Source organism: Clostridium gasigenes (assembly GCF_017348895.1).
In the GTDB taxonomy this organism is placed as follows: domain Bacteria; phylum Bacillota; class Clostridia; order Clostridiales; family Clostridiaceae; genus Clostridium; species Clostridium gasigenes.
On the sequence record NZ_CP071376.1, the window covers coordinates 3,439,828 to 3,461,626 of the forward strand.

Sequence of the window (21,799 nt, forward strand, 5' to 3'; positions counted from 1 at the left end):
ATTTCTTTATAGCTCTTACTGTTTTAAACTAAATTTGGAGGAATAATAATGTATATTTTAAAAGCAGAACATAGCTTTGATAGCGCACATTTCCTGTCTAACTATGAAGGTAAATGTGGAAATATTCACGGACACAGATGGAAGGTTGAAATTGAAGTACAATCAGAAACCTTAGTAAAAGGTGGACAACTTGATGGTATGGTAATAGACTTTGGAGATTTGAAAAAAGATGTTAAGTCTATGGCGGATTATTATGATCATGCGTTAATTATAGAAAAAGACACTATGAGAGAAGAAACTTTAAGTTGTATAAATAAAGATGGTTTTAAAACAATAGAAGTTAATTTTAGGCCTACAGCTGAAAACTTTGCAGCATTTTTCTTTAACACAATGAAAGATAAAGGCTATAACGTAAAAAGAGCTACAGTTTATGAAACCCCTACTAATAGCGCTGTATATGAAGAAAGTGAGGCTAATTAAAATGGATTTTAAGGTAGTTGAAAAATTTGTTAGTATTAATGGAGAAGGTCGCCTTTGTGGGCAATTAGCGATATTTATAAGATTTGCAGGTTGTAATTTAAACTGTAGCTATTGCGACACCACTTGGGCAAACGAAAAAAATGTTTCTTATGATTCAATGTCCTCTATGGATATATATGAATATATAAAATCCACAAAGGTTAAGAATATAACCTTAACTGGTGGAGAGCCTCTTCTTCAAAATGGAATACTAGAGTTATTAGAGGTTTTATCTAAAGATGCTGAACTTAGTGTTGAAATAGAAACTAATGGAAGTGTACTTATAAATAAGTTCTGCAATATAAAAAATCCCCCAAGCTTTACTATGGATTATAAGCTTCCTTCAAGTAATATGGAGGATAAAATGGCCCTAGCTAACTTTGAGTATTTAACTAAAAATGATACGGTTAAATTTGTATGTGGTAGCTTAGACGATTTAAGTAAATCTAAATATATAATAGATAAATATAACCTAATAGATAAAGCTAGCGTATATATTAGCCCTGTATTTGGTAAAATTAATATAAGTGATATGGTAGACTTTATGAAAGATAACAATATGAATAACGTGAATTTACAAATACAAATTCATAAAATCATATGGGATAAAAACAAGAGAGGTGTATAACAAATGGCAATTGATACAAAAGCAATAGAAGAACATATAAGAGGTATTTTAATAGCTTTAGGTGATAATCCAGATAGAGAAGGTCTTCAGGATACTCCTAAGCGTGTAGCTAAAATGTATGAGGACTTATTTAAGGGTATGAACTATTCTAATGATGAAATTGTAACTATGTTTAATACAACTTTTGAAGATGATTTATCTGTAAAAGGCAATCCTAATGATATAGTTTTTATGAAGGATATAGAAATCTTTAGCCACTGCGAACATCATCTAGCACTTATGTATAATATGAAGGTTTCAGTAGCCTATATCCCTAATGGAAAAGTTATTGGTCTTAGTAAAATAGCTAGAATAGCTGATATGGTAGGTAGAAAACTACAACTTCAAGAAAGAATAGGAACTGACATAGCATACATTATGCAAAAAGTAACTTGTTCAGAAGATGTAGCTGTTATTATAGAAGGTGAACATGGTTGCATGAGTACTAGAGGAATACAAAAGCCCGGTACTAAAACAGTATCAACAACTTTAAGAGGAAGATTTAATACTGATCAAATTTTTAATAATAACTTAATGATGCTTTATAGAAAATAATTTAAAATTATAATAAGGATGGTATAGATTATGAATAAAGAAAAAGCAGTAGTAGTATTTAGTGGCGGTCAAGACAGCACAACCTGTTTATTTTGGGCAAAAGAGAGGTTTAAAGAAGTTATCGCAGTGTCCTTTGATTATAATCAAAAACATAAGCTAGAATTAGAGTGTGCAAAAGCCATATGTAAAAAACATAATGTCGAGCATCATATTTTAGATTTAGCTTTATTAAATCAGCTAGCACCTAATTCATTAACTAGACAAGATATAGAGGTTGATAAGGATGCTCCTAAAGAAGGAACACCAAATTCATTTGTAGATGGAAGAAACCTGTTGTTTTTAACCTTTGTTGCAATATTTGCAAAGCAAAGAGAAATAAATACTATAATAACAGGTGTTTCTCAAAGTGATTTTAGTGGATATCCAGACTGTAGAGACGTATTCATAAAATCATTAAATGTTACATTAACCTTAGCTATGGGTTATGAGTTTGATATTCTTACTCCATTAATGTGGATCAACAAAGCAGAAACTTGGAAAATGGCAAATGATTTAGGAGTGCTTGATATTGTTAAAAAAGAAACTTTGACTTGTTACAACGGAATAATAAGTACCGGTTGTGGTGAATGCCCCGCTTGCCAATTAAGAAAAAATGGATATCTAGAATTTAAAAAAAAATATTTAAAGTAAATATTTCTCAGTAAATAATAATCAAATGCATATTATAGATATTTGATTTAAGCCAAAATAAATAGATAAAAAAAATAGGCCTTTTAAGGTCTATTTTTATTCTTTATTTCTTCTAGAGTGCCAATCTGCGCAAGTAATTATTTGTAAATGATTCATCCAATGATTTTTTTAGATATATTCCACTACTTAAAAAAATTTCATCTAAAGCTTTTAATGTAATAATTATATTATTTATATTACAATTTTCACCCATATGTCCTATTCTAAATATTTTATTTTCTAAGAAATCAAATCCTCCACCTATTAAGATATTATATTCATTGTTTAAAGATTTGAATATTTCATTAAAAGAAATACCCTCTGGCACTACTACTGAAGTTACTGTGTTAGAATAAAAACTTTTAGGATATAATTCTAAACCAGCTTCTTTTATTGTAGATCTTAAGGATGTAGCTATGTCTGCATGAATCTTTAAAAATTCTTTATTATTCAATACTCTATCAATTGCTACATCTAATGCATACAAATCACTAATTGGTTGAGTGTATGGAAACCATTTTTTCTCGTACCAATCCTTCCATATAGTTAAATTATTATAAAATCCCGGTATATTACTTTTTCTATTATACATTTTTTCCTTTGCTCTATTACTTAATGAAAGAAATGTTAATCCTGGGGGTGCTGAAATACATTTTTGAGATGCACCTATGGCAACATCTATTCCCCATTCATCAACATAAAGTTCTTCACCACCAATACTAGAAACAGAATCTACTATTGAAATTATTCCATATTCATTTAAAAGTGAAACAACTTCTTTTACTGGATTAGTTATACCAGAAGGTGTTTCACAATGTACTACTGTAGCAACTTTAAAATCATGATTTTCCTTAAGATATTCTCTTAAAACTTGAATATTTATTCCTTCTCTTCTATCAGAGGAGCAATAATTAACCTTACCGCCAAAAAGTTTTACAAAATCTCCAAACCCATAACCGTAAATACCATTTTCAATACATAAAACCTTATCTGAAGGTTCAACTAATGAAGCTATAGATGCTTCAAGTCCTAATATTCCTTCTCCTGATAATATTATTATCTCATTATCTGTTTTTAACACTTCACCTATCTTGCTACATAAAGATTTATAAAATTCAAAGAAATCAATATCTAAATCAGGATTTGTTATTTGCTTTCTTAATGCCTCTCTTACATCTTCATGTATATAAGTAGGCCCTGGTGTCATTAATATTTTTGCCATAGCTCCTCCTATTTAATTGATATTCTTTTATCTTCAAGATATATATTAACATTTGCTTTTTTTAAGGCTGCTTTTAATGTTACTGAAAAAGGTACTCCTATAACAGTCCCTACAACGCTTTGCATAAAATTTCCCCAAACTGATTGTAATGGAGTTATAAAATTATGATATAGTATAACTTCTGATATATAATATCCAACAATCATAACTAATGTGGCTACAGTTATTCCAACTAAAATACTTACTATATTATAAACTTTCTTTTTTTGAAATTTTTCTGCTGCAGCTCCTATTATATAACCCATTGCCATCCTAATAACTAAAGTAAAAGGGGCCCATATAGCATAAGGGCTTGTTAAATCAAAAAGTGCCATACCAACTCCTCCTGATATTGCCCCTGCCTTTTTACCAAAAACAATTGCTATGGTAAAAAACATAACATTTCCTAAATGAAATAATCCTCCTGGAGTTGGTCCAGGTATATTTATAAATCTTGTTGCCACATAAACTAATGCTATAAATAGACTGTTTAGCACTAAATTTTTAATATTATTACTATTCATTATACATCCCTCAATTCATTTATAATTTCTTATAAGTGCACTTACTATTAATATAATAATATAGTATATTGAGGATTTTTCAAGTGTATCGGTACAATTTTAATAACACTTTGGTTCTTCTACTTTTTTACCTGAAACATATCTTTCTTTAATATTTCTATCATCTCCAGTATAGATGAACTTCTGCAATCTTTCCTCTATTGATAAAGGTTTAAATATTGATAAATTACTATCATCAATAACTAAAGCATCAAACTCATATCCTTCTTCAAAACTTCCTACTTTTCCAAAAAATTCTCCCCCGCCTTTTGTTGCAAGATAAAATAGTTCTACAGTACTAAGAGACTTGTCTACTTTATTGCTCTCAAGCCATTTTATATTTGATGCTTGTGCCGCATTAACCATTACGTTAGTAATTGATAAGCTATGACCTGCTGATACATCAGTTGCTAACCCAACAGGCACTCCTCTTTTTATTAATCTTCTTATAGGAGCTATACCACTTGATAAATTGCTATTAGAATTTGGGCTATGAGCAACAAAAACCTTTTTTCTTGCCATTAGTTCTATTTCATCTTCATCTACTAAAACACAGTGAGCCATTACAGTTGGCATATCTCCAAATAATCCAGCTGCGTCATATACATTCGCATAATTATCAAATTCAGGATGCAATTGTTTAACAAAGCTAATTTCACTATAATTTTCACATAGATGAGATTGTACAGGAATATTATATTCCTTAGCTAATGCTCCAAGATTTTTTAAAAGATCAAAACTACAAGTTGGAACGAATCTTGGTGTAATTATTGGTTTAACAAGTGGGTACTTATTACAGTATTCTTCTAATAGATATTTTGTATCCTCAATAGAATCCTCTAATGTCTCTGTTAGAAATTCTGGTGAATTCCTATTCATATTTACCTTTCCTACATATGCACCTAACCCTGCATCTGCAAATAAATCCATTAATAATGCTGTAGACTCCTTATGAATAGTAGCAAATACAACAGATCTTGTAGTCCCAAACTTCCATAATTCCCTTATAAAAGCAGAATATACCCTTTTAGCATAACTAATATCTGAGAATTTAGCTTCCTCTGGGAATGTGTAGGTTTCAAGCCAAGGCATTAATTCCTTATCAAGTCCTAAACCCATATTTGCAAATTGTGGTGCATGTGTGTGTAAATCTGAAAAACCTGGTATAATAAGTGAATTACCATAATCTATTACATCTATCTTATTAAATTCTTCAGGAAGAGATTCATAAACTCCTCTTACTAATCTATCCTCTACAACGATGTATCCGTTTACAAATATATTGAATTTATCTAAAGTCTTAGTAAAAATAATATTTCCTTTAACTGCATATATCATTTCAATAAATACCTCCTTAAATAATAATTTAATAATATATAGAATGGGTATATTCGTATTTTAAGTTATTTATACATACATATACATCAGCAATCATTTAATTATACAAATACCGGTAAATTTTTGCAATAGATATTTATTTTTAATTTAATATATGCTCTAATAAATATTTTTCAAAATAAAATTAAGTTCAAACTCCGTGGTGCTAGCAACCCCTCCTTTAGCAATAAAAAGATGTTTGCTAATTGATGGATGCTAATTATACTCTAATCTTTTACTATTACAGCATAACCCACAACTGCATTTAACATCACCAAACATTAGAGAATAGCTCGATTCAAGCTCTACATTAACCTTTACTACTTTTTTTGCAAAATCAGAACTATCCTTTGGTACATTGTCTAAATCATCAGCTTTTGCCTGAGTATCTATTAATGCTCCCGTTGGAACAAATTTATTTGCTTTTATCCTTACTCCATCACTTACAGTAGCGTTTGAAGATATATAACATCCATCCTCTACTATAGAATTAAAAACTAAAGAATTAAATCCAACAAAAACATTATTCCCCACAATACAAGGACCATGAATTAAAGCACCATGAGCAATGGAAGTGTTGTTACCAACATAAATGGAATATTTTTTTTTATTTACAATAAATTGATTATTCTTTAGCCCATGAAATATTACTCCATCTTGAATATTAGAGTTTGACCCAATATAAAATGGTGTTCCCTCATCTGCTCTAATAGTTACATTACAAGCTATAAAGACATGTTTATTTATAGTAACATCTCCTATAATAGTAGAAAATGGTCCTATAAATACAGAAGATTCAATACTTGGATATTTGCTAGAAGCATTAAAAGATGTATATGGATTTTTACCTACAAAATATGAATATAAGTTTACTGGATATTTAGTATCATTATTTATTTTTTTAATTTCTACAATACTTTGATCAAAATTCTTATTAGCTTTTAGTTCTATACATTTGTTTTCATTCCACATAATTTACCCTCCAATAGTAGTTTTCATAAAATTATTACTACTATACTATTACCTTCTCTTAAAATTTGTGCTTATAATAGCTTCATCGATACTATCCAACTTCATTTCATCTAAACATAAAAATAAATCCACTAGATTTTTTTCTAGTGGATTCATTTAATCTTTATTATTTAATTTCCAAATTTAATTCCCTTACTATAATTTTTGCTGCTTCCTCTGCTACTTCACCAGTAAAATAAATACATTGTTCCATATGTTCCTCAGAACCAAGTGTCATACCTTTTGTTAAAACCCTACAGCATAAAAACTTATGTCTCTCTTTAAAAATATCATGCAATTCTTTAGATAACTCCATAGCCTTATTAACTTTTGTATCTTTTGGTTCATTTCTACCAAAGAATAATCCTATTGCCATGACACCACCTACAACTGCACCGCATGTACAACCAGAGCCACCTATGCCTATTGGGAAACCTGAAGCCATTGCAATAATATCATCAGATATAGATAGACCAAATTCATCTTTGATTGTCTTTACTATGGCTTCAGAACAAAAAAAATCTCCATTCCGATAGTAATTTTCTGCAGTAGTTTTAATCTTATTTAAGTCAATAATTTTATTCAATATAATCGCCCCTAAAACATTATTTTTCTTTTGGAATTTATACCTTCTTATTTACCACAACATTTTTTATATTTCTTACCACTTCCACAGCTGCATGAATCATTTCTACCTATTTCAACTGAATTTTTCATTATAAAGTCGTTAAGTCCCTTTTTTAGTTCACTTGCTATTAAATTGTTTAAAGAATCTTCTTCTTCTTTTTCTGATTCTGCTTTTTCTTTTCTTTCTTCTTCTCCTTTAAAACATTCCCAATTAACTATTTCATCAAAAATATTGTCTATATATCTAGGATTAGCACTTTGTATTATTTCAAAGGCATTCTTTACTGCATACTTAATTTCTTTAGACACATTATCACTTTGTATCATTTCAATTAATCTAGTATCGTCTCCATTATAAACTGAAGCAATAATATTGCCACCATGTTCTTTAATACCATCATCATATAAAGCCATTGCTTCATTATCTGGTAATTCTAATATATCTAAATATATGTCATAAAATTTCTTTTCTTTAAATTGAGCTAGTAAATATGTTGCATATATGTGACCAAAGTATGACATATCCTCTAGTGCTACTTTATAATCCTTTTTAAAGTCTTCCATATAATCTATTAAGAAAACTCTTGTTTCATCTTCTCTTCTTATTAACTCTTGTAATTCTTCTTTGGGTAATCTACCCTCATTATGCTTAATACCATTAAATATTTCTTCTATAGTTTTGTTCATAAGATCTCCTAACTGTTGCTTTTTTTGCAACTCCTAATAATTATGTATCTATTTCCCCAAACAATCCCAAGATAAAGGATTATAGTACAATCACTATTAAACAAGTTTATTATCATTATACTTTGAAAACTCTTCTCTGTCTTCACTTTTTTTCTAAATCTTTATATAGTTATCCCTAAGTGATAACCCAATTTTCATTTAATTTGTACTTACTATAATTAATAATCTCTAAACTAATAATAATCCTCATACTTGAAAATCAACCATTTTACCCCATATTTCATAGTAATCAATTATAAAAAAAACTGTAACAAGATTTGTATAAACTCAAATCTTATTACAGTCTCTATATTACAGTAAGTCACCAAGGTAAGCTTTTTTAATTTCTTCATTATTAACCAAGTCCTTACCCTCACCCTTTAATATTATCTTTCCAGTTTCCATAATATAACCTATATCAGCTATTTTTAAAGCTGCATTAGCATTTTGTTCTATTAAAAGAACTGTCATACCCTCTTTATTAATTTTCTTTATAATTCCAAATAATTCTTTTACAATTATAGGCGCAAGCCCTAAAGAAGGTTCATCCATCATTATTAACTTAGGTCTTGACATAAGAGCTCTGCCTATAGCAAGCATCTGTTGCTCTCCACCTGAAAGAGTACCTGCCGCTTGCCAATTTCTTTCTTTTAATCTAGGAAAAAGTGAATATATTTTTTCTAAATCCTCCGCTATCCCCGTTTTATCTTTTCGTGAATAAGCACCTATTTTTAAGTTTTCCAGTACTGTAAGGTCTGCAAAAACTCTTCTTCCTTCTGGAACTAAGGCTATACCTTTTTTAACCATATCCTCAGTATTAAGTTTTGTTAGATCTATACCTTCATAATTTATACTACCGCTTTTAGGTTTGACAAGACCTACTATAGCTTTTAATGTAGTACTTTTCCCTGCTCCATTAGATCCAACTAGAGTTACTATTTTTCCACTTGGCACTTCTAAACTTATACCTTTCAAAGCCTCTATTCCACCATAGGATACTACTAAATCATCTATTTTAATCATCTTCAGTCACCCCCAAATATGCATCTATAACCCTTTTATCATTTTGTATTTCAGAAGGAGTACCTTCAGCTATAGTAATCCCATATTCAAACACCTGTATTTTGTCTGATAAACTCATGACCATATTCATATGATGCTCTATCATAAATATAGATAAATTGAATTTTTCTTTAATTTCCTTAATAAAAGCTGTAAGTTCATCTGTTTCTGTAGGATTCATACCAGCAGCTGGTTCATCAAGAAGAAGAATCTTAGGGTTTGTTGCAAGAGCTCTTGCTATTTCAAGTTTTCTCTGTTTACCATAAGGAAGAGAACCAGCCTTTTCGTTTATTACATCTTTAAGTCCTAATTCTTCTAAAAGAGAAAGGGATTTTTCAAGCATTTCCTTTTCTTCTCTCTTATACTTAGGTATCTTTAATATAGCTTCAATAAAATTGGATTTAATATGAACATGGTTTCCAATCAATACATTATCAAGTACGCTTAAATCTTTAAAAAGTCTTATATTTTGAAAAGTTCTAGCTATTCCTGTTTTGGTTATAAGATCCTGTCTCATTCCAGTAATATCTGTATTGTTAAAAGTAATTTTTCCTTTCGTAGGTGTATAAACATTTGTTATCATATTAAAAGCTGTAGTTTTACCAGCTCCATTAGGCCCAATTAAAGAAACTATCTCACCTTCATTAATTTCAAGATTAAAATCTTTTACAGCAGTAAGACCTCCAAATTGCATCATTGCATTTTCTATCTTTAGTAATGCCATTCCTTATTCCACCCCTTTTTCTAGAGAGTTTTTATTGAAAATTTTAGCTATTGATTTCCAGGTAAGTTCTTTTGTTCCCATAAGTCCATTTCTAAAGAACAATACTATAATCATAAGTAAAACTGAAAAAACAACCATTCTAAGTCCTGGTACACCTTTGAAACTTAAAAATCCAATACCAAATTGCTTTTCCATATCTAAAAATCTTAAAACCTCGCCTAAAATTGTTACAAAAAAAGCTGAAATTACTGTACCAGTAACACTTCCCATACCTCCAATAACTATTATAAGAAGTATATTGAAAGTAAAAACGAATTTAAACATATTAGGGTCTATAGTACCAATTAAATTTCCTAAAAGCCCACCACCTACACCTGCAAAGAAAGCACCTGTAATAAAAGCTATAGTTTTATGTTTAAAAAGATTTATACCCATACTTTGAGCTGCAATTTCATCTTCTCTTATGGCTTTTAAAGCTCTTCCGTAAGAACTATTTATAAGTGAAACAAGAATTATTATAGTTACAATTGCTATTCCAAAAGTCCAATATAAATTAGTTTTATGTGGAATACCTCTTAGTCCTAAAGCACCATTAGTTAGTGTCTGAGCATTATTAAGAACTATTCTTATAATTTCTGCAAAACCTAGAGTAGCAATAGCTAAGTAATCTCCTTTAAGTCTTAAAGCAGGCGCAGCTATTAAAAATGCTATTCCTGCAGAAACAAGTCCTGCTAAAATTAATGATGGAAGAAATGGCATTGATATATGATTTAATGGAGCCATTAAAGGTTCCATAAAAAAATTCTGATTTTTAACTTTTTCTGACATAGTAAGAAGTGCTGATGTATAGGCACCTATTGCTATAAACCCAGCATGTCCTAATGAAAATAAACCGGTGAATCCATTTATTAAATTCATACTAAGTCCAAGAACTATATATATTGCACATAAATTTAAAATTCTAATTTTGTAAGAATCTAAGCTATTATTTGCAGCTATTAAGATTAGGAATATAATTGCAATAAGAACTATATTAAAAATTTTATTTTTCTCTTTCATATTTTACACCTTCTCTGTTAGATTTTTGCCCATTATTCCTGTGGGTTTGAATAATAATATTACTATTAAAAGTACGAAAGCAAACGCATCTCTATATCCAGTTAATGTTGGAAGAAAAGCAACTAACATAATTTCCCCTATACCCAGAATAAAACCTCCGATAACGGCTCCTTTGATATCACCTATACCGCCTATAACCGCAGCTATAAAGCATTTCAACCCAGGAATCATTCCCATAAGAGGAACTATTTGCGGATATTTACTAGACCACATAATCGCACCTACAGCTGCTAGCATTGATCCTATGGCAAAAGTAAAAGAGATTATTCTATTTACCTTTATACCCATAAGGCTTGCTATTTCAACATCTTTAGACACTGCTCTCATAGCCATACCAACGTTTGTCTTATTAACTAAATGTAATAGAGCAAATAATAATATTACTGTTACTATAGGAATTATAAAAGTAAGATTTTGAATAGAAACCCCACCTATAACCACTACATCTGTAAATATTTTTGGAGTTGGAAATGCTTTTGGCCTTCCTCCAAATAAAACAACTGCTAAATTTTCAAGTAAGAAGGAAACACCAATAGCCGAAATTAAGATAGAAATTTTTGGTGCATTTCTAAGTGGTCTGTACGATGTAAATTCAATTGTCATTCCAATAACTGCGGTTATTGCTATCGCTATTATAAAAGCAAAGTACCAAGGAAGATTGAATGTAGTTACTCCGAAAAATGCGAAGTAAGCCGCCATCATAAAAATATCTCCATGAGCAAAGTTTATAAGTTTTAATATTCCGTATACCATCGTATAACCTATAGCTATAAGAGCATATAAACTTCCTAGTGAAATTCCATTTGTTAAATGTTGCATGAATGTAATTAAAGTCATATCTTCACCACCTAATTTATTTTTCTTCTGGTTTTATAGTATCAAGATAAGTAAATTTACCATCTTTAACTATCTTTAAAACTGCATCTTTTACGGCATTATTATTTTCATCTATGGTAATCATCCCCGCCGCACCATGAAAGTTTTTAGTTTTTGCGATTTCATCTCTTATCTTCACTGGATCTGTAGAGTTAGCTCTTTTTATTGCATCTAATATTACTAAGTAAGCATCATAAGCTAAAGCTGTAGCTGATGAAGGCTCCTTTTTATATTCTTTTCTATATTCATCAAGAAAGGTCTTTGATTCTTCAGTTATAGTAATTTCACTAGCAAAGAAAGTTGAAAAAACTGTACCTTCTACTGCTTCTTGACCTATATCTATAAATTCTGGTGTTTCCCAAGTATCGCCTCCTATAATAGGAGTTGTTATACCAAGTTGTCTTGCTTGTTTTATTATTAAGGCTCCTTCTGAAACGTTACCCGGAGCAAATATTACATCTGGATTTTTGCTGTTTATATTTGTAAGCTGAGCTGTGAAATCTTGGTCGCCTGTATTGTAGTTAGATTTAGCTACAATAGCATTTTTATTTCCTGTAATCTTTTCAAAGGCATCAGTAAAGAATTTGCATATACCCACAGAATAGTCACTAGAAACTTCTTGAAGAAGTGCTACCCTCTTAGCTTTTAATTTTTCAGCGGCATACTTTGCCATAACAGTCCCTTGAAAAGGATCTATGAAGCAAACTCTAAAGTAATAATCATTTCCTACAGTTACTAGAGGGTTTGTACAAGTAGCCCCTACTACTGGAACCTTAGCTTCCATAACAATATCGCCTGCAGCCATAGAATTTCCACTTCCCGAGCTTCCTATAATAGCATTAACCTTTTCTTTTTCTACAAGGTTTGAAGCTGCATTGGCGGCTTCAACTTTATCAGACTTATTATCTACAAAAACTAATTCTACCTTTTTACCAAGAACAGTTGGATAAAGTCTATTTGCAAGTTTTACTCCTTCCACTTCCAGCTGACCTCCAGCCGAATTAGCACCTGTCATTGGTTCAAATACTCCGATTTTCACCAAATCGGTATCCACTCTGGCTTTTGAATCAGATTTAGAACTACAACCTACCATTGCTAAAGAAGTTGATATAACTAGTACCAAAAACAAAGAAATTTTTCTTTTCATAAAAATAGTCCTCCTATGTTAATTTAATTTTACCCAATTAAAAAATATTTAATCTAAAAATGCGTTTTTGTGTATAACGTTGTAATAATATGTATCTTTTCATTTTATATGTATTTTAAAATAATTAATGTTTTTTTAAAAAATATTTAATATACTACCTACTTAGTTAGTAATATATCAATAAAAAACATTTTTTATTGATAATACTACTATACGGATATATTATATTATAAAGTTCATTCTGTCAACGTGTGAAGGACATGTGTATTTATATTTTTTTTTAAAATGCTGTTATTTTTAAGGATAAAAAAAAAGGATATCTATTTAAATGGTTTTAGTACCATTAATAGATATCCTTAAAAAGTCGAAGTCAGCCATTTGTTAATCTAATCTTATCTAATTAAAACTAATTCTTCTACCTTCTGTAAAAGATGTAATTTGAGATACTTTAATAGTTTCTCCTGGTTGTGGTGCATGTATATAACATCCCCCGCCAACATATATTCCTACATGATCAACCCCATACATAAATACTAAATCACCTAATTGCAATTCACTTAATGATATAGATTTTCCTTGTTTAATTTGTGTATATGTGGTTCTTGTAATATCTATACCAACAGTATTGTTGTACACATATCTTGTAAAACCTGAACAATCAAACTCATCAGGGCCATTACCAGCAACTACATATGGTTTTCCTAAAAATTGATATGCATAGCTAACTATTAAACTTCCTGATAACACTCCAGAATTTAAATTTGTTCCTTTATCTTTTAAATATTGTTCTAACCCACTAACTCTTTTTGTAACTTCAATAATACTTTTATTAATTTGCTCTATTGAATTTAAACTTTTTAATTGTTTATCTCTAATATTTATTAGTTGTACTATGGCACCATGTAATTCTTCTAATGAATTAGACTCTTTTAGAATTTTTAATTGGGGTTCTATTATTTTTATTTCACTTACAGCTAAATATTCAGTATCAAATTTACTTTTCTCTAATAATATTTTAGATATTAGTAATACCTGTTCCTTCTTTTTATTTTCTAATTCTTCTAGTGCTTTTTTATTACTTTCCGTTACAGTAGCACTATCACTAATTTTTTTCTCTGATTCCTTTACACTTTTTTCTAATTTTTCTTGATTATCATTAAGCTCATTTACTATTTTTTTATCTAAATCAACTATTTTACCAACAGTATAAACTTTAGAAATTAAATCTGTAATTCCTTCTGACTTTAATAAAACCAATATTAAATTATTTTGACCTCCCGATTTATAAAGTTCTCTTATCCTTTTAGCTAACATATCCTCTTGCTTTTTTATTTCATCTTCTCTATATTTCATTTCTTTTTTAGAAACTTCCACTTCATTAGAAATTACTTTTAACTCTTCTACGTTCTTTTTTATAACTTCAGTAAGTTTTTCTATTTCTGTATTAAGCCTATATACTTCTCCTTGTGTTTTATCAATAGTTTCAGTTAATACAGTATATTTCTTTTGATTTTCAATTACTTCCTCATTAGGTGTTGCAAGTACAGACATACTTGTATTTAATATTATAACTACTATAATTGCTGTTGATATAAAAGCTTTTCCTCTACTTCTTCTCCCCATAGCTATACCTCTCTACAATTCCCTATTTTTATTTAATTAATATAATTACTTCCACCCACTATACGTTTACACCTTATTATAGCTTTAATGTATATTTTTGTAAATATATTATTTTTTAAGGATAATAATAAAAAGGATATCTATTTCAATAATTTTAGTATCATTGAAATAGATATCCTCAGTCTTGAAAATATGCTTGCCATCTTTTAGTTTATTTAAAATAAAATATTATATTTTGGAATACTGAAATATCTTGATTTATATTTTTATATGAATGTGGCTTATTAGCCATAAATCTAATAGAATTACCTTTTTGTAGTATAAACTTTTTATCATTTATAGTTATCTCAATTTCACCTTCAGTAACTATAATATACTCTTCAACTCCATCATTATGGGGAGTAGATATATGGTTACAACCTGGTCCTAACTCTATAGTAAATATTTCAAAACCTTTATTTGAATCAAATGGAAATATTGGATATAACTTCATTTTATTATTTTCTTCTATTATTGGATTAATATCATTCTGATATATTACTTTCAAATCATCTTGATTTTCATCAACAAAAAATGAAAAGGATACTTTTAATCCAGTTGAAATTTTCCATAGTGTAGACACTGTTGGATTTGATTGTGCTCTTTCTATTTGCCCTAACATTGCCTTGCTAACACCAGTCAACTTAGCCACTTCATCTAAACTTAAATTTCTTTCATTACGTATACTTTTTAATTTATTACCTATAATTAAATTTAAATTTTTCATTATTTAACTCCTTATATAATTATATTCCTAATCTTATTTAAATTTTATATTCACATACTATTAATAATCTTTTATAGATTTTGCATTCTATATCATATAATTATTTTATACTAATTTATTATTTCTGTAAATTACATATTGTGCTATATAACATACATATGTATAATATAACATACAGATTTTGTTTTCTTTATAAAAATAATTTTAAATACAAGGAGTTTTATAATGACAAAAGCATTTATACTAGGAATAATAGCCTCATTCTTTTTTTCATTTACCTTTATACTTAATCAGCAAATGAATGTTTCTGGTGGTAGTTGGCTTTGGAGTTCATCACTAAGATATATTTTTATGTTACCTATTCTATTTATTATTATGATTATAAAAAATGAATTATTAGATGTATTGAATGATATAGTAAAAAGACCTATTCAATGGATTACTTGGAGTACAATAGGCTTTGGATTATTTTATGCTCCTTTAAGTTTTGCTTCAGTATATAGTTCCTCATGGTTAGTTGCTGGGACTTGGCAAATAACTATAGTTGCAGGTGCACTTATGTCTCCATTATTTTCAAAAAATATTGAAACTAAAAATGGATTATGTAAAACAAGAAATAAAATCCCTAAGAAATCTCTACTAATGTCTTCAATAATTTTATTAGGTATATTTTCAATGCAGTTTGAAGAAGCAACAAATATATCTTTTTTAGAAACACTTTTAGGTATTGTACCTGTTGTTTTAGCTTCATTTGCTTATCCACTTGGCAATCGAAAAATGATGGAAATTTGTGATAATAGATTTAATACATTTCAAAGAGTATTTGGTATGACACTATGTAGTATGCCTTTTTGGATAATTATATCTATCTCTGGAGTATTAACTGTTGGTTTACCAAGTAAAGGCCAAATAATTCAGTCTTTAATAGTTGCAGTTTTCTCAGGAATTATTGCTACAATACTATTTTTTAAAGCAACTGATATAGTAAGGAATGATATAAATAAGTTAGCGGTAATAGAATCAACACAAGCTGGTGAGGTAATATTTACACTTTTAGGAGGCGTATTTATATTTCATGATAAAATCCCAACAACTATAGGACTAATAGGACTAATAGGACTAATGCTCGTAGTTATTGGAATGATTTTAAATAGCATTACACCCTTATACAAGTAATTAAAAATAACTTCCACAAAATAAAAGAGATTTGGTTTATTATTAATACCAAATCTCCTTTCTACATTTCTTAAATTTATCATCATTTTAAATTGTATAACTTAGTTACAATATATTATCCCAATCCGATTTTCCTCTTTTAATAAATTTACCTCGTCCCTTTTTCCCTACAAATTTATTATCCCTAACTATTATTTCACCACGTGAAATAGTTAATATAGGATAACCCTTCACTTTTATTCCTTCATATGCAGAATAATCTACATTAGAATGTAATTTAGAGTTCGTTATAGTAACTTCTTTATCTGGATCAATTATAACTATATCTGCATCTGACCCAACTTGTATAGTTCCCTTCTTTGGATATAATCCAAAGATTTTAGCTGGTTTTGTGCAACATACATCTACAAATTTATTTATACTTATTCTATTTTTCATAACCCCTTCTGAAAAAATAAGAGAAATCCGCTCTTCTATTCCTGGTGCTCCATTTGGACACTTAGTAAAATCATCTTTTCCCATTTGTTTCTCTTTATTAAAAGCAAATGGACAATGGTCTGTTGCTATTGTTTGTATATATCCTTCATTAATTCCCGTCCACAATGCTTCTCCATTTTTCTTTTCTCTTAATGGAGGACTTATTATATATTTCAATCCCTCATTATTTGGTAAACTATATTTACTTTCATCTAATATTAGATATTGTGGACAAGTTTCTGAATATACTTTTTGGCCTCTTTCTCTCGCCATCTTTATATAGTCTAATCCTAAAGCTGATGATAAATGAACTATATAAAGAGGTGCCTCTTTAGCTATTGCTGCAAGATTTATCATTCTATTTACAGCTTCTCCTTCACTTTCAACTGGTCTACTTAAAGGATGATACATAGGACTTTTTAATCCACTTTTAACATACTCTTCCCTTAATATTTTTATACTTCCATGGTTTTCACAATGAACAGTTGTAATTCCTTTTAAGTCTTTTAGTTTATTTAATACTCTCAATACGTTTTCATCATCAATCATATAATCATATGTTAAATAAAGCTTGAAGCTAGATATTCCTTCATCTTCAACTATCTCCTCCATCTCATCTAGGATATCATCGTTTACATGTTGAATAACCCCATGAAAGCTATAGTCAATTACAGATTTACCCTCTGCATGTCCATGATAAACCTCAACTTGATGTTTCAAGTTACAGCCTTTAGGTCCAAAACCCATATGATCTATTATAGTCGTAGTTCCCCCACAAGCTGCTGCTACTGTACCAGTATAGAAATCATCATTTACAACAGCAATTCCTACATCTAAATCTAAATGAGTATGAACATCTACTCCCCCAGGAATTATATATTTATTTTTTGCATCTATTATTTCATCTGCATCTTTTATAATATTTATACCAATTTCTTTTATAACACCATCTTCAATGTAAATATCTCCTTTATAAATATCACTAGCTGTTACTACAGTTCCATTTTTTATTAATAAAGACATTCTTATCCCTCCGTCTTATTATCATTTCTATATTATTTACTTTTCTTTACTACTTATATATTATCATACTTATTAGCAAATCTAAAACATATGAATTATCATATAAAAATAGTAATGATCCAATAAACTTTCAAAATAAAAGAAGATGCCTCTTTATTAAAGGCATCCTCTTTACAATTCTTCTCCACTAAAAAGATTTGATATATTCCTCTACTTCTTCAATTTCTGGCATAGATTTAATTGCTCCCTTTCGAGTAGTAACAATAGATGCAGCTGCATTCGAAAAAGTTAACATTTTACCTAACTTTTCTTCATTAAGATTCTTTAATCCATTATCAAGAATATAAGATAAACATGCTCCGCAGAAAGTATCTCCTGCACCAGTTGTATCTACTGTTTTATCAGTAATAAATGCTTTCTTAAATACCATCATATCTTTACTATATGCTCTACTTCCATAAGCCCCTGATGTAACCATTATAAGATTTATATCGTATTGTTCTTGTAATGATTTTACTCCATCATCAATTTTTTCATATCCAGTAATAATTTCTAATTCTTTATCTTCAATTTTCAATATATCACAAACTGAGCATCCAAATTTCATTTGCTCAATAGCATCCTCCATATTTCTCCAAAGAGGTTCTCTTAGATTTGGATCAAAAGAAATTAATATTCTATTTTCCTTTGCAATAGAAATTGCTTTTTTAGTAGCTTTTCTAACGTCATCATGTGTCATTGACAACGTACCAAAATGAAATATTTTAGTATCTTTTATTATAGATTCATCTACTTCCCCTTCTGTCAATTTCATATCAGCGCCAGGATTTCTATAGAATGCAAAATTTCTATCTCCAGTTTCATCAATTTGAACAAAAGCTAATGTAGTATTTACTTCACTAGACATTTTAAGTCCCCTACTATCAATTCCTAATTCACCAATAGTTTCTTTTAACAAATGTCCAAATATATCATCTCCAACTTTCCCTATAAATGCAGTTGATTTTTTACATTTCGAAAGCATCGAAAGCACATTACAGGGTGCTCCTCCTGGATTTGCTTCAAACAAACTATTATTTTGACCACTTTTCCCGCTCGGAGTGAAATCTATTAATAACTCCCCTAAAGCAACTACATCATACATGTTTTTCCTCTCCCTTCCCCATATCTTTTATCTTTCTTTGTTTAATTTCATCTACTATTTTATTGTAAGATTTTTTATTTAAATTATAGAATAATAATACTACACCAGTTATAATCCACACAACCCCTGGAATAGTTGTAAAGGAATGTTTCATAACTCCTAATACTTTGCTATTTTGCCCAATATTCGCTACATATCCATTTCCACTAAGAGCTGCTGCTAATAGAGCAGTACCAATTGCCATACCAACTTTGTTTGCTAATGAAATAATCGCATATTGAAATCCATCATTTCTAATCCCGGTCTTCCATTCACCATATTCAACACAATCTGGAATAATTGCATAAATTGCTGTGTTAAATCCTGCAAATAAAAATTGTGTTACCCCAGAGACAATATAAAAAGCAGTTGGTGAGGTAACAGGACTAAATAGATATAATGATAACATACTAATGCCTGTCCCAAATGCTAGAATAGAAGCTGATCTTCCCTTATTATGTGTCCATTTAAACAATATTTGAAATGCTGCGGCCCCAATAATAGCAGGTATCATTATAGCCATTGAATAAGTTGAAAAGAATCTTTCATTTCCTTCTACATATTTAAAATAATAAAGGGTACCTGCATTTCTTCCATATAAGGTAAATCCAAATAGAAATTGACCTATAATAGCTAATAAATAAGGCTTATTTTGCGTTATCGTTTTCAATTGAAGTTTAATTGCTATTTTTTCTTTTTTAGGAATTGTGACTACTTCCTTAGTCTTCGCAAAACAAAAAATATGGCACAGTGCAAATATTCCACCATATATTATAGCTATTAATAAATAGCCTCTTTTTTCATTACCTCTACCAAGTTGTCCCATCAAAGGGATTGTTATAATGTTAATAACACTAATAGCAATCATAGCACTAACAGAGCGTGAAGTATTAATTTTAGCTCGCTCTTCAATATCTTGAGTCATAACTCCACAAAGTGTTCCATAAGGAATATTTACGCATGTATATCCAAGAACTAATATACAATAAGTAGTACTCATATAAATAATTTTTGCTGTATCTGACCAGTTAGGATGCGCCCAAAATGTCATTACAAGCATAATTGCTGTAAGTGGTGCTGCTATAAGTAACCATGGCCTATAACGGCCCCATTTTGTATTTGTTCTATCAGTGAGTGCACCAACAATTGGATCATTAATTGCATCCCAAAACCTTGAAAACAACATTAACCCTGCAACAGCTCCCATACTAATACCAAAAACATCTGTATAAAATATCATTAAAAAGTTACCCACAAACATCCAACTAAAATTGCAACCAACATCGCCCATACCATATGCAATTTTACTAATCAAAGGTACCTTAATATTTGTTTCCTTATTCTCCACTTTAATACCTCCCTATTTTACTCAAAATATTTAACTAAAATCAACTTTAACATTGTTAAAACCTTTACATATAGTACATAGGAAACTACTATTCCTACTCTTGTACATTTATAATAACTTTCATTGTAGTTTCTTTATTTGCGTCAATAAACTTGTATGCTTCTAAATAATCCTCAAATTCAAAATGTTTTGAAACTAGAGGCATAAGTTGTACCTTTTCTTTATTTACTAGATTTATTGCATCTATATAATCCTCATTACGATACATCATAGTACTCTTTATATCTAATTCATGATCATTTGCAACTGCTAAATCAACTGTAGCCATTCCTGCAAATACAGCTACTAAAATAATTGTGCTTCCTTTTCTGGCATATTTAATAGCTTGACCCATAGTAATATTATTTCCTGCACAATCATAAATAATATCTGCTTTATCTGGTCCAAAAGCATTTATAATTGCTTCTCCTAAATCAATTTTCTTAGTATTAATGCAATGTTCAACACCACATTCTTTTGATTTTTCTAAACGCAAGTCACTTACATCTGTAACCATTACACTTTCTGCTCCCATGCCCTTAGCTGTTTGTGCTACAAGATTTCCAATAGGACCAGCTCCTAATACAACTATTTTAAGTCCTGATACATCACCAGCTTTTTTCACTGCATGTACTGCAACTGCTAATGGTTCAATCATAGCTCCATCATCAAAATTCATATTATCTGGCAATGGTGTAACTTTTGCTGCATTCACTGCAAAATAATGTGAGGCAACACCTGTTGTTTGAAATCCCATTACCTTTAAATCTTCACAAAGATTATACTTTCCATGTCGACATGGATAACATTCACCACATACAACTTGTGGTTGAATAGTAACTTTTTGACCTATTTTAAGCTCTGTAATCCCTACTCCAATTTCTGATATTTCACCTGAAACTTCATGTCCTTGTGTAACAGGATAAGATGTAAATGGATGTTCTCCATTGTAAACATGAATATCTGATCCACATATTCCTATTTTCATAATTTTTACTAATACTTGATTTTCTTTTAATTTTGGCACTGCTACTTCATTAAATTCAATAACTCCTGGAGCAGTCATAACTTGTTGTAACATATAAATTTCCCCTTTCCACTTTGATTTATTGATGTTTATTAATTACTTTCATTAAACGTTTTATTAAAGTAATTACATTATCACTCATAGCCTTTTATTTGTCAATAATAACTTTATGAT

The 21,799-nt window shown here is 29.6% G+C and carries 22 protein-coding genes; 5 read left to right on the forward strand and 17 right to left on the reverse strand.

The window, feature by feature from the left end:
* Nucleotides 1-48 precede the first annotated feature (48 nt).
* Genes queD through queC form a run of 4 tightly spaced genes read left to right on the forward strand, consistent with a single transcriptional unit; the run spans nucleotide 49 to nucleotide 2,431 of the window.
* Nucleotides 49-480, forward strand: coding sequence for a 6-carboxytetrahydropterin synthase QueD (gene queD / locus J1C67_RS16095; RefSeq protein ID WP_167865195.1), 432 nt, complete (start codon nucleotides 49-51; stop codon nucleotides 478-480).
* 1 nt (nucleotide 481) lies between these two features.
* Nucleotides 482-1,147, forward strand: coding sequence for a putative 7-carboxy-7-deazaguanine synthase QueE (gene queE, locus J1C67_RS16100; protein ID WP_167865196.1), 666 nt, complete (start codon nucleotides 482-484; stop codon nucleotides 1,145-1,147).
* A 3-nt stretch (nucleotides 1,148-1,150) separates the two neighbouring features.
* A complete protein-coding gene (folE, locus tag J1C67_RS16105; RefSeq protein ID WP_167865197.1) occupies nucleotides 1,151-1,741 on the forward strand; it encodes a GTP cyclohydrolase I FolE in 591 nt (196 codons plus the stop codon).
* Nucleotides 1,742-1,771: 30 nt separating this feature from the next.
* Complete coding sequence (gene queC / locus J1C67_RS16110) at nucleotides 1,772-2,431, forward strand: 7-cyano-7-deazaguanine synthase QueC (RefSeq protein WP_167865198.1); 660 nt, start codon at nucleotides 1,772-1,774, stop codon at nucleotides 2,429-2,431.
* 112 nt (nucleotides 2,432-2,543) lie between these two features.
* Here queC and J1C67_RS16115 read toward each other — a convergent pair whose 3' ends face one another.
* The 13 genes from J1C67_RS16115 to J1C67_RS16175 all read right to left on the reverse strand — a co-directional run bounded on the left by J1C67_RS16115 (nucleotide 2,544) and on the right by J1C67_RS16175 (nucleotide 15,352).
* Nucleotides 2,544-3,692, reverse strand: coding sequence for a pyridoxal-phosphate-dependent aminotransferase family protein (locus J1C67_RS16115; protein ID WP_167865199.1), 1,149 nt, complete (start codon nucleotides 3,690-3,692; stop codon nucleotides 2,544-2,546).
* Nucleotides 3,693-3,700: 8 nt separating this feature from the next.
* A complete protein-coding gene (locus tag J1C67_RS16120) occupies nucleotides 3,701-4,255 on the reverse strand; it encodes an ECF transporter S component (RefSeq protein ID WP_167865200.1) in 555 nt (184 codons plus the stop codon).
* A 99-nt stretch (nucleotides 4,256-4,354) separates the two neighbouring features.
* Nucleotides 4,355-5,632 (reverse strand): guanine deaminase, encoded by a 1,278-nt coding sequence (gene guaD / locus J1C67_RS16125; RefSeq protein ID WP_207713764.1) that lies wholly within the window; start codon nucleotides 5,630-5,632, stop codon nucleotides 4,355-4,357.
* Between the two features lie 255 nt (nucleotides 5,633-5,887).
* Nucleotides 5,888-6,643, reverse strand: coding sequence for an LbetaH domain-containing protein (locus J1C67_RS16130; protein WP_167865201.1), 756 nt, complete (start codon nucleotides 6,641-6,643; stop codon nucleotides 5,888-5,890).
* 166 nt (nucleotides 6,644-6,809) lie between these two features.
* Entirely contained in the window at nucleotides 6,810-7,268 is a 459-nt protein-coding gene (locus J1C67_RS16135; protein WP_167865202.1) for a C-GCAxxG-C-C family protein, read from the reverse strand.
* Nucleotides 7,269-7,315: 47 nt separating this feature from the next.
* Nucleotides 7,316-7,996: a DUF1186 domain-containing protein gene (locus J1C67_RS16140; protein WP_167865329.1), complete on the reverse strand. Its 681-nt coding sequence runs from the start codon at nucleotides 7,994-7,996 to the stop codon at nucleotides 7,316-7,318.
* 351 nt (nucleotides 7,997-8,347) lie between these two features.
* On the reverse strand, nucleotides 8,348-9,058 hold the full coding sequence (locus tag J1C67_RS16145; protein WP_167865203.1) for an ABC transporter ATP-binding protein: 711 nt from the start codon (nucleotides 9,056-9,058) through the stop codon (nucleotides 8,348-8,350).
* Nucleotides 9,051-9,821, reverse strand: coding sequence for an ABC transporter ATP-binding protein (locus tag J1C67_RS16150; protein ID WP_167865204.1), 771 nt, complete (start codon nucleotides 9,819-9,821; stop codon nucleotides 9,051-9,053). The genes J1C67_RS16145 and J1C67_RS16150 overlap by 8 nt, the downstream gene beginning before the upstream one ends.
* Nucleotides 9,822-9,824: 3 nt before the next feature.
* Nucleotides 9,825-10,880 carry a branched-chain amino acid ABC transporter permease gene (locus J1C67_RS16155; RefSeq protein ID WP_167865205.1) on the reverse strand — a complete coding sequence of 352 codons (1,056 nt, stop codon included), beginning with the start codon at nucleotides 10,878-10,880 and terminating at the stop codon, nucleotides 9,825-9,827.
* A 3-nt stretch (nucleotides 10,881-10,883) separates the two neighbouring features.
* On the reverse strand, nucleotides 10,884-11,777 hold the full coding sequence (locus J1C67_RS16160; protein ID WP_167865206.1) for a branched-chain amino acid ABC transporter permease: 894 nt from the start codon (nucleotides 11,775-11,777) through the stop codon (nucleotides 10,884-10,886).
* Nucleotides 11,778-11,793: 16 nt separating this feature from the next.
* Complete coding sequence (locus J1C67_RS16165; RefSeq protein WP_167865207.1) at nucleotides 11,794-12,963, reverse strand: ABC transporter substrate-binding protein; 1,170 nt, start codon at nucleotides 12,961-12,963, stop codon at nucleotides 11,794-11,796.
* A 396-nt stretch (nucleotides 12,964-13,359) separates the two neighbouring features.
* Nucleotides 13,360-14,586 carry a C40 family peptidase gene (locus tag J1C67_RS16170; RefSeq protein ID WP_167865208.1) on the reverse strand — a complete coding sequence of 409 codons (1,227 nt, stop codon included), beginning with the start codon at nucleotides 14,584-14,586 and terminating at the stop codon, nucleotides 13,360-13,362.
* 211 nt (nucleotides 14,587-14,797) lie between these two features.
* The gene (locus J1C67_RS16175; protein WP_167865209.1) at nucleotides 14,798-15,352 is read right to left on the reverse strand and encodes a helix-turn-helix domain-containing protein; all 555 of its coding nucleotides are present in this window, start codon (nucleotides 15,350-15,352) and stop codon (nucleotides 14,798-14,800) included.
* A 225-nt stretch (nucleotides 15,353-15,577) separates the two neighbouring features.
* On the opposite strand from J1C67_RS16175, the gene J1C67_RS16180 reads away from it, so the two are divergent.
* Complete coding sequence (locus J1C67_RS16180) at nucleotides 15,578-16,528, forward strand: DMT family transporter (RefSeq protein WP_167865210.1); 951 nt, start codon at nucleotides 15,578-15,580, stop codon at nucleotides 16,526-16,528.
* A 105-nt stretch (nucleotides 16,529-16,633) separates the two neighbouring features.
* Here the strand turns inward: J1C67_RS16180 and hydA are convergent, their stop codons facing one another.
* The 4 genes from hydA to J1C67_RS16200 form a co-directional block, all read right to left on the reverse strand.
* Nucleotides 16,634-18,028, reverse strand: coding sequence for a dihydropyrimidinase (gene hydA / locus J1C67_RS16185; RefSeq protein ID WP_167865211.1), 1,395 nt, complete (start codon nucleotides 18,026-18,028; stop codon nucleotides 16,634-16,636).
* 187 nt (nucleotides 18,029-18,215) lie between these two features.
* The gene (locus J1C67_RS16190) at nucleotides 18,216-19,172 is read right to left on the reverse strand and encodes a carbohydrate kinase family protein (RefSeq protein ID WP_167865212.1); all 957 of its coding nucleotides are present in this window, start codon (nucleotides 19,170-19,172) and stop codon (nucleotides 18,216-18,218) included.
* Nucleotides 19,165-20,559 (reverse strand): MFS transporter, encoded by a 1,395-nt coding sequence (locus tag J1C67_RS16195; RefSeq protein WP_167865213.1) that lies wholly within the window; start codon nucleotides 20,557-20,559, stop codon nucleotides 19,165-19,167. The genes J1C67_RS16190 and J1C67_RS16195 overlap by 8 nt, the downstream gene beginning before the upstream one ends.
* A 94-nt stretch (nucleotides 20,560-20,653) precedes the next feature.
* A complete protein-coding gene (locus J1C67_RS16200) occupies nucleotides 20,654-21,679 on the reverse strand; it encodes a zinc-dependent alcohol dehydrogenase (RefSeq protein WP_167865214.1) in 1,026 nt (341 codons plus the stop codon).
* Between the last annotated feature and the right edge of the window lie 120 nt (nucleotides 21,680-21,799).